This is a genomic window from Paraburkholderia sp. J94 (assembly GCF_905220285.1).
GTDB classification, from domain to species: Bacteria; Pseudomonadota; Gammaproteobacteria; order Burkholderiales; family Burkholderiaceae; genus Paraburkholderia; species Paraburkholderia tropica_A.
In genome coordinates this window covers 272,253-286,995 of sequence record NZ_CAJMZH010000006.1, presented here as the reverse complement: position 1 = coordinate 286,995, position 14,743 = coordinate 272,253, and the positions used below count along the sequence as shown (strand labels likewise).

The following is a 14,743-nucleotide window of genomic DNA, read 5'->3' as shown; positions in this document are numbered from 1 at the left end:
AATTCGCGATCTGAATCGCGGTCGATATCGCTAGACAAGGACGGCGCGCGGCGCGCGCCGCCGGAAAAAGAATTGCAGATGGAGCATGCATGGATCAGTTGACTCTCGGGTTGATCGGCGCGGGTGCCGTGGTCGTCGGGGGCGTGGTGGTGTACAACGCCTGGCAAGGCGCCAAGGTGCGCCGGCGCATGCCGCGACCGATGCCTGAAGAGGCGGTCGATACGCCGCTGGGCGGCGAACTCGAGGAACAGAGCCCGTTCATCGAGCCCGCCCGTGCGCCGTCGCGCCGCGAGCCTTCGCTCGCGGGCGGCGAACTGGCCGAGGAGCGCATGGAACCGGGCTTCGGCACGGCGGCGCCGGCCGATACGCCCGTGGACATTCAGGCGGAGAACACGTCGCCGAACGGTTTCCCCGAAGCCGAACAGGCGCAGGCTGAGGGCGAGGGCGGCGAGCCGGCCACGGTTGCAGCCGCCGCTGACGCGGCCGAGACGTCCGACGCAGAGCCCGCCGAGGCTGCCGAGAGCAAGGACGCCAAAGACTCGAAGGTCAGCAACGAAGCGAAGGACGCGAAAGCCGCCGAAGGCGAGCGCGTCGAGCCCGTACTGCCCGCCGCGACGACGATTTCGTCGGCGCCGCCGGCCGTCGTGGACCGCCGCATCGACTGCATCGTGCCGATCCGGCTGGGTGCCGCGCTGCCCGGCGAACGTGTGATCCCGCTTGCGCAGCGCTTGCGCCGTGCGGGCAGCAAGCCGGTGCACATCGAAGGCAAGCCCGAGGGCGGCGACGGCTGGGAGCTGCTGCAAAACGGCGTGCGCTACGAGGAATTGCGCGCGGCGGCACAGCTTGCGAACCGCAACGGCCCGCTCAACGAGCTGGAGTTTTCGGAGTTCGTGACGGGTGTGCAGCAGTTCGCTGACGGCGTGGACGGCTTGCCTGAATTCCCAGACATGATGGAAACGGTCGCGATGGCGCGCGAACTCGACGGCTTTGCCGCGCAGTGCGATGCGCAGCTGTCGATCAACGTGCTGTCGGACGGCGCGCCGTGGTCGGCGAACTACGTGCAGGCGGTGTCGGCGCAGGACGGCCTGCTGCTGTCGCGCGACGGCACGCGTTTCGTCAAGCTCGACGCCCGGCAGAGCCCGGTGTTCATGCTCCAGTTCGGCGACACCAACTTCCTGCGCGACGACCTCACCTACAAGGGCGGCCAGATGATCACGCTGATCCTCGACGTGCCGGTGGCCGACGAGGACATCCTGCCGTTCCGCCTGATGTGCGACTACGCGCGTTCGCTCGCGGAGCGCATCGGCGGGCGCGTGGTGGACGACCAGCGCCGTCCGCTGCCTGAGTCGGTGTTGCAGAACATCGACAAGCAGCTCATGACGCTCTACGCGAAGCTCGAGCAGGCCGGCATTCCGGCGGGCTCGCCGGCCACGCGCCGGCTGTTCAGCCAGTAAGGGCTGACGCAACGAGACCGCGAAAGGCGCGGCGCTGTCAGGGCGCCGCGCCTTTTTTGCGTTCTGGGCGTGCCGTATGCACGTGGGCGGCAGAAGCGGCCCGGCTCGCGCGCCGGGCATGGGACAGGGATTCGGGAGGGTCATGGGTGATGCGCTGGACGCGGCTCGCGCTCGGGTTGCGGTGCCTTCAAGGTCGCATCGGCGCGGGCGCTCGTCAATGCATCCGGCCCAACGTTAGCCGTTCGGCCAGGAGTTTCGGGCGTCGCGTTCGGCGGCGCACGAAACAGGCCTGAAGTTGGCGCGACGTTAGCCATTCAGCCGATGCGACACGGGCGGCTTCCTGAGATAATCTGACTCCGAAATCACTTGTCAGAAACCGTCTCCAGCATGGTCCGTCATCCCGCCCGTCCCTCCGAAGCATCCCCCGCGACCGAGCGCGCGGCGTGGCTGCGCGCCGAACTCGAGCGCGCCAATCACGCGTACTACGTGCTCGACCAGCCGGAGCTGCCCGACGCGGAATACGACACGCTGTTCCGCGAGCTTCAGGCCATCGAAGCCGAGCATCCCGATCTCATCACGCCCGATTCGCCCACGCAGCGCGTCGGCGGCGAGGCGTCCGAGGGTTTCGAGCAGGTCGTGCACGACGTGCCGATGCTCTCGCTCAACAACGGTTTCGCCGACGAGGACATCGCCGCGTTCGACAAGCGCGTACACGACACGCTCGGCAAGCCCGAGGACGAGCAGGTCGATTATGCGTGCGAGCTCAAATTCGACGGCCTGGCCATTTCGCTGCGCTATGTCGACGGCGTGTTCGTGCAGGCGTCCACGCGCGGCGACGGCACGACCGGCGAGAACGTCACCGAGAACGTGCGCACGATCCGCTCGCTGCCGCTGCGCTTGAAGGGCCAGCGCGTGCCGAAGCTGCTCGCCGTGCGCGGCGAAGTGCTGATGTTTCGCCGCGACTTCGCGCGTATGAACGAGCGCCAGCGCGAGGCCGGTCAGAAGGAGTTTGCGAACCCGCGCAACGCCGCCGCGGGCAGCCTGCGCCAGCTCGATTCGAAGATCACGGCGCAGCGTCCGCTGTCGTTTTTCGCGTATGGCATTGGCGTCCTCGAAGGCGAGCCGATGCCGGCCACGCATAGCGAACTGCTCGACTGGTACGCGGAAATGGGGCTGCCGGTGAACAGCGAGCGTGCGGTCGCGAAGGGCGCGCAGGGTTTGCTCGACTTCTTCCGCGCGGTCGGCGAGAAGCGCGAGAGCCTGCCGTACGACATCGACGGCGTGGTCTACAAGGTCAACCGCCGCGACGAGCAGGACGCGCTCGGCTTCGTCTCGCGCGCGCCGCGCTTCGCACTCGCGCACAAGTTCCCGGCGCAGGAAGCGCTCACGAAGCTGCTGGCGATCGATGTGCAGGTGGGCCGTACCGGCGCCATCACGCCGGTTGCGCGGCTCGAGCCGGTGTTCGTGGGCGGCGCGACCGTCACGAACGCGACGCTGCATAACGAAGACGAAGTGCGCCGCAAGGACATCCGTATCGGCGACACGGTCATCGTGCGACGCGCCGGCGATGTGATTCCCGAAGTGGTGAGCGCGCTGCTCGATCGCCGTCCGGCCGACGCAGCCGAGTTCGTCATGCCGACCGAATGTCCGGTGTGCGGCTCGCGCATCGAGCGTCTGCCCGACGAGGCCATCGCGCGTTGCTCGGGCGGCCTGTTCTGTCCGGCGCAGCGCAAGCAGGCGCTCTGGCATTTCGCGCAGCGGCGCGCACTCGACATCGACGGTCTGGGTGAGAAGATCATCGATCAGCTCGTCGAGCAGAATCTCGTGCGCACGCCCGCCGATCTGTTCAATCTGGGCTTCGCCACGCTCGCGGAACTGGATCGCATGGCCGAAAAATCGGCGCAAAACCTGCTCGATTCGCTCGAAAAAGCCAAGTCGACCACGCTCGCGCGCTTTATTTATGCGTTGGGCATACGTCAGGTGGGCGAGTCCACCGCGAAGGATCTGGCCAAATACTTCGGCTCGCTCGATCCCATCATGGACGCGAGCATCGAGCAGCTGCTCGACGTGAAGGACGTGGGACCGATCGTGGCGGAATCGATCCACCAGTTCTTTGCGGAAGAACATAACCGCACGGTGATCGAGCAACTGCGCGCGCCCGGCAAGGTCACATGGCCTGAAGGTCCGCCTGCGCCGAAAGCGCCGGTCGGCGTGCTCGCGGGCAAGACGGTGGTGCTCACGGGCACGTTGCCCACGCTCACGCGCGACGAGGCGAAAGAGATGCTGGAAGCGGCTGGCGCGAAGGTGGCCGGCTCGGTGTCGAAGAAGACCGACTACGTGGTGGCGGGTGCCGACGCGGGCAGCAAGCTCGCGAAAGCCGAGGAACTCGGCGTGCCGGTGCTCGACGAGGATGGGTTGCACAAGCTCCTGGAGGGGCAAACAACATGATTCGCGAAATTCTCAGGATGGGCGATCCGCGCCTGCTCGGTATCGCCAGACCCGTTGATCATTTCGATACGCCCGAGTTGCACGAACTGATCGCCGACATGTTCGACACCATGCACGCCGCGAACGGCGCGGGTCTCGCCGCGCCGCAGATCGGCGTTGACCTGCAGGTGGTGATCTTCGGTTTCGAGCAGAACGAGCGTTATCCCGAGGCGCCGGCGGTGCCGCAAACCGTGCTGATCAATCCGGTCATCCATCCGCTCTCGCACGACATGGAAGAGGGCTGGGAAGGCTGTCTGTCGGTGCCCGGCCTGCGCGGCGCGGTGAGCCGCTATTCGATGATCCGCTACAACGGCTTTGATCAGTACGGCACGCCGATCGAACGCGTCGCGGAAGGCTTCCATGCGCGCGTGGTGCAGCATGAATGCGATCACCTGATCGGCAAGCTGTATCCGATGCGTATCACCGACTTCTCGAAGTTCGGCTTCACGGACATCCTGTTCCCGAATCTCGATCCGAATAGCGACGATTGACGCGCGCGAGGCGCTTGATGGGCCTCGGTTTGGCCGTTGTCCGCTGATCGGGACGCAAATAAAAACGGGAGCCAGTGGCTCCCGTTTTTCATGGCTGGCGGTTCAGGCCGAACCGCGTTGCGTGTCAGAACCCTTCGTCGGCCGACAGATAGCGCCACTGGCCTTGCGGCAGCGCGCCGAGCACCACGCGTCCCATGCGCACGCGCTTGAGGCCGACGACGTGTAGGCCGACCAGTTCGCACATGCGGCGGATCTGGCGCTTCTTGCCTTCGCGCAGCACGAAACGCAGTTGCTCGCCGTTCTGCCAGCTGACTTCGGCGGGCTTGAGCGGCACGTCGTCGAGCGACAGGCCGTGGCACAGTTTCGCGAGCAGGTCGGCCGGGAAGTGGCGGTCGACTTCGGTCTCGACGTCGCCATAGGTCACGCGCACGAGGTATTCCTTGTCGATGTCCGAGCTTTCGCCGATCAACTGTTTCGCGACGCGGCCGTCCTGGGTCAGGACGAGCAGGCCGGTCGAGTCGATGTCGAGACGGCCTGCCGGCGCGAGCGTGCGCAGATGCTGCGCGGAGAAGCGGATGCCCGAACGGTCGCCGTCCCAGTGGTTGTCACTGTTGATGAGCGTCACGGCGGGTTCGTAGCCGTCTTCGGCCTGACCCGACACGTAGCCGACGGGCTTGTGCAGCAGGATCGTCACCTGGCGCGCCTGGGCGGCGAGGGCAGCGGGATCGACTTCGATGCGCTGCTCGGGCGTGACCTTGGCGCCGAGTGTGTCGACGACTTCACCGTCGACGAAGACCCAGCCTTTTTCGATCCACTCGTCGGCTTCGCGGCGCGAGCACAGGCCGAGTTCCGACATGCGCTTGGAGAGGCGCATCGCGTTGTCGCCGTCGACTTCGGCGCGCGCCGCGCGTTGCGGGGCGGCACGGTCGCCGCTATCGGCGTCGCGGCGCGGACCCTTGTCGAAGGATTTGCGCGCGGGCGCGCCGTCACGCTCGCCCCACGACGACTTCACGGGACGTGCGGAACCGCGGTCTTCGCGCGGACGGAATTCGCGGCGGTCGTTGCCTTCGTCGCGGCGCTGGAACGGTCGACGTTCGCCGTTTTCGTCGCGCGGACGGAATTCGCGACGCTCGCCGCCTTCGTCACGACGCTGGAACGGGCGACGTTCGCCACCTTCGTCGCGCGGACGGAATTCACGACGCTCGCCGCCTTCGTCACGACGCTGGAACGGACGACGTTCGCCACCTTCATCGCGTCGTTGGAACGGACGGCGTTCGCCGCCTTCTTCACGAGGACGGAATTCGCGACGCTCGCCGCCTTCGTCACGGCGTTGGAACGGGCGACGTTCGCCACCTTCATCACGTCGCTGGAACGGACGGCGGTCGCCACCGTTCTCACGCGGACGGAATTCGCGACGCTCACCGCCTTCGTCACGGCGTTGGAACGGGCGACGTTCGCCACCTTCATCACGTCGCTGGAGCGGACGGCGGTCGCCACCGTCCTCACGCGGACGGAATTCGCGACGCTCACCGCCTTCGTCACGGCGTTGGAACGGGCGACGCTCGCCACCCTCATCGCGTCGCTGGAACGAACGGCGTTCGCCGCCTTCCTCGCGCGGACGGAATTCACGACGCTCGCCGCCTTCGTCACGGCGTTGGAACGGGCGACGCTCACCACCTTCATCGCGACGCTGGAACGGACGGCGCTCACCACCTTCTTCGCGCGGCCGGAACTGACGACGTTCGCCACCTTCCTCGCGACGCTGGAACGGGCGACGTTCGCCGCTTTCTTCGCGCGGACGGAATTCGCGACGCTCACCACCTTCATCGCGACGCTGGAACGGACGGCGCTCACCACCTTCTTCGCGCGGACGGAACTGACGACGTTCGCCACCTTCATCACGTCGCTGGAACGGACGGCGTTCGCCGCCTTCCTCGCGCGGACGGAATTCACGACGCTCACCGCCTTCGTCACGTCGCTGGAACGGCCGACGCTCACCACCTTCCTCACGCGGCCGGAATTCGCGACGCTCACCACCTTCGTCACGTCGCTGGAACGGCCGACGCTCACCACCTTCCTCACGCGGCCGGAATTCGCGACGCTCACCACCTTCATCACGTCGCTGGAACGGCCGGCGCTCGCCACCTTCCTCACGCGGACGGAACGGCCGACGCTCACCACCCTCATCGCGACGCTGGAACGACCGACGCTCCTCGCCCTCACCACGGCCGCGCGAAAAACCGCGTTCGCCGCGTTGATCGCCGTCGGCGCGTCGCGGGGGACGCGCATCGCCGTCACGCGGCGGGCGCGACGGTTTCGACGACGCGCCCTTGGGCCCCGTCGACGGGGCGAAAGGCTTCGCCTCGGCCGGACGCACCGGCTTGCGCGCGGTCGTGGCGCCGCGGCGGACGGGGGCGCGTTCCGGGGTAGTCGGGCGCGGATGCTTGGCTGTCAGTTTGGCTCGCATGATTCCAGGTATTTCGATGTTGCTCGGTGTTGCATTCAGACTGCGATCGCGCGCAGCAATTCCGTTTCGACGCGGATCTGCAGACGGTTATCGGAAAGTCCCGACCCGTCCAGCAGGAACACGTCCTCGACGCGCTCGCCGAGCGTATTGATTCGCGCCGCCTGGACGCCAATCCGGTGCTCGGCCAGCACGCGCGCGATCGAATAAAGAAGGCCCGGCCGGTCGTTCGCCGACACGGACAGGATGTAGTACTGGCCGCGCTCGTCGGCCCGCAGGTCGACGCGCGGCGTCACCGGGAAGGTGCGCGACAGGCGCGAGAGGCGGCCCTTGGACGGCTCCGGCAGCACATGGCTTTCGGCCGTGAGCCGCTCGGCGAGTTCCTGCTCGACGAGGTTCGCGATATCGCGGTAATGCACTTCATCCTCGGTATTCGCGACGATGAAGTTGTCCAGCGCGTAGCCGTGGCGCGTCGTGCTCACGCGCGCGTCCAGCACGGACAGGCCGCTGCGGTCGAAGTACGCGCACATCGTCGCGAACAGATCCGGGCGGTCCTTCGCGTAGACCAGCACCTGCAGCGCTTCGCCAACCGGCGAGGGGCGCGCGCGCACGACGGGCGACGGCGTCTCCACGTGGCGGTACAGCACGCGCGTTTGCCAGGCGATATCGGCGGCGTCGTGGCGCAGGAAATAGCCCACGTCGAGCTTGTCCCAGAGCGCGCGATGCGCGTTCTCCGGCACGGTCTCCAGGCGCAGCAGCGCGAGCGCCAGTTCCTGGCGCGTCTTCAGCTCGGAATGCGCGTCGGGCTTGGCGCCGCCGAGCACCGCGAGCGTCGCGCGGTAGAGGTCTTCGAGCAGCTTGCCCTTCCAGTTGTTCCAGACCTTCGGGCTGGTGCCGCGAATATCGGCGACCGTCAGCAGATAAAGCGCGGAAAGGCGGCGCTCCGTGCCCACCAGATCGGCGAAACGCTTGACCACTTCCGGATCGCTCGTGTCCTGCTTCTGCGCGACCTGGCTCATCGTAAGATGCTGCTCGACGAGCCAGACGATCAGGTCGGCGTCCTCGCGCTCGATGCCGTGGTCGCGGCAGAAGCGGCGCGCATCGGCCATGCCGAGCTGCGAGTGATCGCCGCCGCGGCCCTTGGCGATGTCGTGGAACAGCGCCGCCACGTACAGCACCCACGGGCGCTCGAAGTTCGCGATCAGCTGGCTGCAGAACGGATATTCGTGCGCGTGCTCGGCCACGGCGAAGCGGCGCATGTTGCGCAGCACCATCAGGATGTGCTGATCGACCGTGTAGACGTGGTAGAGGTCATGCTGCATCTGCCCGACGATGCGCCGGAAATTGAGCAGATAGCGCCCGAGCACGCTCGTCTGGTTCATCAGCCGCATGGCGTGCGTGATGCCGGCGGGCTGGCGCAGGATTTCCATGAACAGGCGGCGGTTTTCCGGGTCGCGGCGCCAGTGCTGATCCATCGTGTCGCGCGCGTTGTAGAGCGCGCGCATCGTGCGCGCCGACAGGCCCTTCACGCCGGGCACCTGTTCGTAGAGCAGGAAGGCTTCGAGGATCGCGTGCGGGTCGCGCTCGAAGACATCGTCGGTGACGATTTCGAGCATGCCCTGCTTCTCGACGAAATGCGCCGACAGCGTGCGCGTGATGCCGCTCGTGCTCGGAAAGAGCTGTGCCTCGATGTTCTGGATCAGGATGCTCGCGAGCTGCGTGACCGCCTTGGCCGCCCAGTAGTAGCGGCGCATGAGCTGTTCGCTCGCGCGACGCGAGCCGCTGGCCTTGAAGCCGAAGCTCTCCGCGACGGCGGTCTGCAGATCGAACACGAGAATGTCCTGGCGGCGTCCCGTGATGACGTGCAGGCGCGCGCGCAGCGTCTTCAGGAAGGTCTCGTTGCGGCGCAGTTCGCGCGCTTCGCGGCCGGTGATCAGGCCGCGCTCGTCGAGCTCCTTCCAGCTGCTGCCGAACGCGGCCGCCTCGGTCATCCAGATAATCAGTTGCAGATCGCGCAGGCCGCCGGGGCTTTCCTTGACGTTCGGTTCGAGCGAGTAGGGCGTGTCCTGGAAGCGCGCATGGCGCTGGCGCATTTCGAGCACTTTCGCCTGGAAGAACGCGCGCGGGTCCATGGCGTCGCGGTAGCGCTGCGCGAAGTCGCCGAACAGCGTCGCGCTGCCGGTCAGGCGGCGCGCTTCGAGCAGCGACGTGCGCACGGTCACGTCGTTGGCCGCTTCTTCCAGACACTGCGAGACGCTGCGCACGCTGCTGCCGATCTCCAGCCCCAGATCCCACGCGAGGCCGATGAAGCGCTCGATGCGCGCTTCGAGCGGCGCGAGCGCTTCGTCGTCGGGCAGCAGCACGAGGATGTCGACGTCGGAAAACGGCGCAAGCTCGCCGCGCCCATAACCGCCCACGGCGACGAGCGCGAGCGAGGCCGGCAGCTCGCACAGGTTCCAGGCGCTGCGCAGCGTGTCGTCGGTGGTGCGGGCGAGAGCGCGCATCAGCGTGTCGACGTTGGAGGCGGTCTTGAACCGTTCGAGCAACTGGGCCTTGGCGGCCTTGTAATCGGACCTCAGCGACGACGTATCGGGTGCGGCGGCGAGAACGCTCATGAACTGGAACTGGACGATGGTTGGCGCACGGGGCGCGGTCGATGGGTCGGGGCGGCGGGCCGCCGGGCGGGGGCGCCGCTGGCGCGCACAGGCGCCGTCACTGCATGGTCTTGCCTGAACTGAACTGCGTGAACTACCGCGGGCGGGGCGTTCGACGCCGGCTCGCATTCATGATGCTTGACTGCGTGGCCGGCGGCGCTGCGGCGCGCTTTCCGGCCGACTACTTCCACTACTCATTTCCTGATGGCGCTCGGGCGCCCCGGCGTTTGGGCGGCAAGTGCGGCGCCAGACTCACGCGAACCGCCGCCGCCCGACCCGTGCGCTCAATCGGCGATCAGGCTACGCTGCCCGCCATCTGCGCGACGATCGCCGGCTTGGCGGGCGTGCCCGCCGATACCGTCAGCACCTCGTAGCCGGTTTCGGTCACGAGCACCGTGTGTTCCCATTGCGCCGAGAGGCTGCGGTCCTTCGTCTTGACGGTCCACTGGTCCGGCATGGTGCGGATGTCACGGCGGCCGGCGTTGATCATCGGCTCGATCGTGAAGATCATGCCCGGCAGCAGTTCCACGCCCGTGCCGGCGCGGCCGTAATGGAGCACTTGCGGCTCGTCGTGGAACACCGTGCCGATGCCGTGGCCGCAGTATTCGCGCACCACGCTATAACCTTGCGATTCGGCGTAACGCTGGATCGCATGCCCGATGTCGCCGAGATGGCCGCCCGGACGCACCTGGTCGATGCCGAGCCACATGCACTCATACGTGGTCTGCACGAGGCGCTTCGCGAGAATCGAGCCTTCGCCGACGATGAACATGCGGCTCGTGTCGCCGAAATAGCCTTCCTTGATGACGGTGATGTCGATATTGAGCGTGTCGCCGTTCTTCAGCGCCTTGTCGCCCGGAATACCGTGACAGATCACATCGTTGACCGAGGTGCAGATCGCCTTCGGGTAGGGCGGGTAGCCGGGCGGCTGATAGTTCAGCGGCGCGGGCACGGTGCCCTGCACGTTGGTCATATATTCGTGACAGAGGCGGTCGAGCTCGCCGGTCGTGACGCCCGCGACGACGAACGGCGTAATGTAGTCGAGCACCTCGCTTGCCAGGCGGCAGGCGACGCGCATTTGCGCGATGTCGTGTTCGTTCTTGATCGAAATGGCCATGGTGTGCGCCCGAAAATGCAGTCGAATATCGAATTATCGCACCTTATCCCGGCGGTCGCTGGGCTAATACTGGGGGATCGCCGCGGTATCGTCGCCGGCTTGGGGCGGGTTTGGTGCTGGCTTGGGGCTGGTTTGCCGCCGGATTGCGCCGCGGTGGAGTCGGGGGCGCCACCCGCTGCCGTCCGTTCTGCGAGGGTAATAGCTGGCTTGAGCGGCTTTGATTTCGCGTGCTATAATCTTCGGCTAAGTCGCTCCCCGTATTCTTTCAATCCATGACTAGCATGGATGAATGGCGTAGCGGGGCGGCTGAGTCCGCAGTCGCCGCGGGCGCAATGCAGTAATAAGTAGTGGCAGAAAGCAGTAGCAGTAGCAGTAGCAGTAGCAGTAGCAGTAGCAGTAGCAGAGCAGCAGGCGACATTTTTTTAAATCGCGAGCCGGCGCACCCAGGGTGTCGGGCGCTCATCCGCTGAGGCGGAGGGCGCTACGATACGGCAGCCGGCTTAAGGCCCAAACCCTAGCGGAGAAATTCTCATGGCAGTTACCATGCGCCAAATGCTGGAAGCCGGTGTCCACTTCGGTCACCAAACGCGCTTCTGGAACCCGAAGATGGCCCCCTTCATCTTCGGTCATCGCAACAAGATTCACATCATCAACCTCGAAAAGACGCTGCCGATGTACAACGACGCACTGAAGTACGTGCGTCAGCTGGCATCGAACCGTGGCACGATCCTGTTCGTCGGCACGAAGCGTCAATCGCGTGACACGATCGCCCAGGAAGCGCAGCGCGCTGGTATGCCGTTCGTGAACGCACGCTGGCTCGGCGGTATGCTGACCAACTTCAAGACGCTGAAGGTTTCGATCAAGCGCCTGAAGGACATGGAAGCAGCGGTTGAGGCAGGCGAACTCGAAAAGATGAGCAAGAAGGAAGCGCTCCTGTTCGAACGCGAAATCGCCAAGCTGCAAAAGTCGATCGGCGGCGTGAAGGACATGGGCGGCATTCCGGACGCGATCTTCGTGGTCGACGTCGGCTACCACAAGATTGCCGTGACGGAAGCCAACAAGCTGGGCATCCCCGTCATCGCTGTGGTCGACACGAACCACTCGCCGGAAGGCATCGACTACGTCATCCCGGGTAACGACGACGCCAGCAAGGCAGTCGCGCTCTACACCGAAGGCGTGGCCGACGCGATCCTCGAAGGCCGTGCGAGCTCGGTCAACGAAGTCGTCGCAGCAGCGCGCGGCAACGACGGCGACGACGAGTTCGTCGAGGTCAACTCGGAGGCGTAAGCTGCCCCGTGTCCGGCAAGAAAAGGGGGCTTTCCATAGGCCCCTTTTTTTTAAGCCGCGACTTTCGTCGCCGCGTCATCACCGCGGCACCGTAGTCCTGTAGAAGCAGCTGTAAAAAAGCGTTTCAGAACAGACTCGAACGGAAACGAATTCCAGCCGGCCGCATCGAAGCATGCGGCGCGGCGTGTACCAGACAGACTCAAGGAGCGAATGATGGCGGCAATTACCGCAAGCATGGTGGCAGAACTGCGCGCGAAGACCGATGCGCCGATGATGGAATGCAAGAAGGCGCTGACGGAAGCCGACGGCGACCTGGCGCGCGCTGAAGAACTCCTGCGCGTCAAGCTCGGCAACAAGGCGAGCAAGGCTGCATCGCGCGTCACGGCTGAAGGCGTGATCGCTTCGTTCATCGGCGGCAACGCTGGCGCGGTCGTCGAACTGAACTGCGAAACCGACTTCGTCGCGAAGAACGACGACTTCCTCGCATTCGCGAACACGGTGGCCGAACTGGTCGCCACGCAAAACCCGGCTGACGTCGCCGCTCTGTCGGCTCTGCCGCTGGAAGGCTCGACGGTCGACGCAGTGCGCCTCGCACTGGTCGGCAAGATCGGCGAAAACGTTTCGATCCGCCGTTTCGCGCGCTTCGAAACCGCCAACCAGCTGGCTTCGTACCTGCACGGCACGCGTATCGGCGTGCTGGTCGAGTACACGGGCGCAGAAGAGCAGGTCGGCAAGGACGTGGCAATGCACATCGCCGCGATGAAGCCGGTCTCGCTGTCGTCGGACGAAGTGCCGGCCGACCTGATCGCCAAGGAGCGCAGCATCGCCGAACAGAAGGCTGCCGAATCGGGCAAGCCGGCTGAAATCGTCGCCAAGATGGTCGACGGCTCGGTGCAGAAGTACCTGAAGGAAGTCTCGCTGCTGAACCAGCCGTTCGTGAAGAACGACAAGCAGACGATCGAACAGATGCTCAAGGCGGCTAACACGTCGGTGCAGAAGTTCTCGCTGTTCGTCGTTGGCGAAGGCATCGAGAAGCGCCAGGACGACTTCGCTGCCGAAGTGGCCGCGCAAGTCGCTGCTGCAAAGCAGCAATAAGGGCCGCGCAGCCTTTAGCTTTATCGAGCCGTACCCGCAGTAAAAGTCTCATCGCAGTCCCGTAGTACGCCGCGGCGGCGCATTTCCGCCGCGGTGGGGCAGCGTAGCGACGCCCGATGTAGCGACGCCCGGCGCCTCGTGCCGGGCGCAGCGGTCTTCCGCTGTGCCCCGTGGCACAAATCTTCGCTATTTCTGGTGGCGCTTGCCCCAAGCCGTATTTCACCCCTACAGTTTCAAGTTATTGCCCTTTGCGCGCGATCCTGGATACCTCCATGCCCACACCCGCCTATAAACGCGTCCTGCTCAAACTTTCCGGCGAAGCCCTCATGGGCGATGATGCCTTCGGCATCAACCGCGCCACGATCGAACGAATGGTGGCAGACGTGGCCGAGGTGGTGCGGCTCGGCACCCAGCTCGCAGTCGTGATCGGCGGTGGCAACATTTTCCGCGGCGTCGCGGGCGGCGCGGCCGGTATGGACCGCGCGACCGCCGACTATATGGGCATGCTCGCGACCATGATGAACGCGCTCGCGCTGCAGGACGCCATGCGCCACGCCGGTATCGAGGCGCGCGTGCAGTCCGCGCTGCGCATGGATCAGGTGGTCGAGCCGTACATCCGCCCCCGCGCGATCCGTCAGCTCGAGGAAGGCAAGGTCGTGATCTTCGCGGCCGGCACCGGCAACCCGTTCTTCACGACCGACACCGCAGCCGCGCTGCGTGGCGCGGAAGTGGGCGCGGAAGTCGTGCTCAAGGCCACCAAGGTCGACGGCGTCTACTCGGCCGACCCCAAGAAGGACCCGACGGCCACGCGTTACTCGACGATCAGCTTCGACGAGGCAATCGGCCGCAATCTGCAGGTGATGGACGCCACGGCCTTCGCGCTGTGCCGCGATCAGAAGCTGCCCATCCGGGTTTTTTCGATCGTCAAGCCGGGCGCGCTCAAGCGCATCATTCAGGGCGAAGACGAAGGCACGCTCGTCCACGTGTAAACTCTCGTTTCACACGAAATCGATTTCGGGCCGCGCCGCCCTCTATGCGCGCTGGCGGGCCCGTACCGCAACAAAGGTTCGGAGGTATCAAAATGGCTGTGGCTGACATCAAGAAGGGCGCCGAGCAGAAAATGCAGCGCTCGATCGACTCGTTCAAGGGCGATCTCGCGAAGATCCGCACGGGCCGCGCCCACACGGGCCTGCTCGATCACATCCAGGTCGACTACTACGGTTCGCCGGTGCCCATTTCGCAGGTGGCCAACCTGACGCTCGTCGACGCCCGCACGATCGGCGTCCAGGCGTGGGAAAAGAAGATGGTTCCGGTCATCGAAAAGGCGATCCGCGAGTCGGATCTCGGCCTGAACCCGGCAACGCACGGCGATCTGATCCGCGTGCCGATGCCCGCGCTGACCGAAGAGCGCCGCAAGGAACTCACGAAGGTCGTCAAGAACGAAGGCGAAACGGCCAAGGTCGCCGTGCGTAACCTGCGCCGCGACGCCAACGAGCAACTGAAGAAGCTCGTGAAGGACAAGGAAATCTCGGAAGACGACGAGCGCCGTGGCAGCGACGACGTCCAGAAGCTGACGGACCGCTTCGTCTCGGAAATCGACAAGCTCGTCCAGACCAAGGAAGCCGAGATCATGACGGTTTGAGGCCGCGAGGCTCTCATCCCGCCAGGGTTTCTCTTTCCTTATCGCAGTTATA

The 14,743-nt window shown here is 65.5% G+C and carries 9 protein-coding genes and 1 pseudogene; 7 read left to right on the top strand and 3 right to left on the bottom strand.

The genetic code is table 11. From position 1 onward, the window contains the following. Positions 1-89 precede the first annotated feature (89 nt). The 3 genes from U4Y88_RS14880 to def all read left to right on the top strand — a co-directional run bounded on the left by U4Y88_RS14880 (position 90) and on the right by def (position 4,432). The gene (locus tag U4Y88_RS14880) at positions 90-1,454 is read left to right on the top strand and encodes a cell division protein ZipA C-terminal FtsZ-binding domain-containing protein (RefSeq protein ID WP_321784780.1); all 1,365 of its coding nucleotides are present in this window, start codon (positions 90-92) and stop codon (positions 1,452-1,454) included. 387 nt (positions 1,455-1,841) lie between these two features. Continuing rightward, positions 1,842-3,902, top strand: a complete 2,061-nt coding sequence (gene ligA, locus U4Y88_RS14875; RefSeq protein ID WP_321784948.1) for an NAD-dependent DNA ligase LigA — start codon at positions 1,842-1,844, stop codon at positions 3,900-3,902. Then, positions 3,899-4,432, top strand: a complete 534-nt coding sequence (gene def / locus U4Y88_RS14870; protein ID WP_224016817.1) for a peptide deformylase — start codon at positions 3,899-3,901, stop codon at positions 4,430-4,432. The genes ligA and def overlap by 4 nt, the downstream gene beginning before the upstream one ends. Positions 4,433-4,556: 124 nt before the next feature. Here the strand turns inward: def and U4Y88_RS37760 are convergent. The 3 genes and pseudogenes from U4Y88_RS37760 to map form a co-directional block, all read right to left on the bottom strand. Then, positions 4,557-5,798, bottom strand: a pseudogene (locus tag U4Y88_RS37760) (pseudouridine synthase); the annotation flags it as partial. Positions 5,799-6,934: 1,136 nt separating this feature from the next. After that, entirely contained in the window at positions 6,935-9,511 is a 2,577-nt protein-coding gene (locus tag U4Y88_RS14860) for a [protein-PII] uridylyltransferase (RefSeq protein ID WP_310632217.1), read from the bottom strand. 334 nt (positions 9,512-9,845) lie between these two features. Next, positions 9,846-10,667 carry a type I methionyl aminopeptidase gene (gene map / locus U4Y88_RS14855; protein ID WP_224007644.1) on the bottom strand — a complete coding sequence of 274 codons (822 nt, stop codon included), beginning with the start codon at positions 10,665-10,667 and terminating at the stop codon, positions 9,846-9,848. Between the two features lie 531 nt (positions 10,668-11,198). Here map and rpsB point away from each other — a divergent pair. From rpsB to frr, 4 genes are all read left to right on the top strand, one after another. Then, the gene (rpsB, locus tag U4Y88_RS14850) at positions 11,199-11,954 is read left to right on the top strand and encodes a 30S ribosomal protein S2 (RefSeq protein WP_205992922.1); all 756 of its coding nucleotides are present in this window, start codon (positions 11,199-11,201) and stop codon (positions 11,952-11,954) included. A gap of 213 nt (positions 11,955-12,167) precedes the next feature. Beyond that, a complete protein-coding gene (gene tsf / locus U4Y88_RS14845) occupies positions 12,168-13,049 on the top strand; it encodes a translation elongation factor Ts (protein ID WP_065060168.1) in 882 nt (293 codons plus the stop codon). 272 nt (positions 13,050-13,321) lie between these two features. Further along, the gene (gene pyrH / locus U4Y88_RS14840; protein ID WP_027814826.1) at positions 13,322-14,038 is read left to right on the top strand and encodes a UMP kinase; all 717 of its coding nucleotides are present in this window, start codon (positions 13,322-13,324) and stop codon (positions 14,036-14,038) included. 92 nt (positions 14,039-14,130) lie between these two features. Then, a complete protein-coding gene (frr, locus tag U4Y88_RS14835) occupies positions 14,131-14,691 on the top strand; it encodes a ribosome recycling factor (protein ID WP_224007647.1) in 561 nt (186 codons plus the stop codon). Positions 14,692-14,743: the final 52 nt, after the last annotated feature.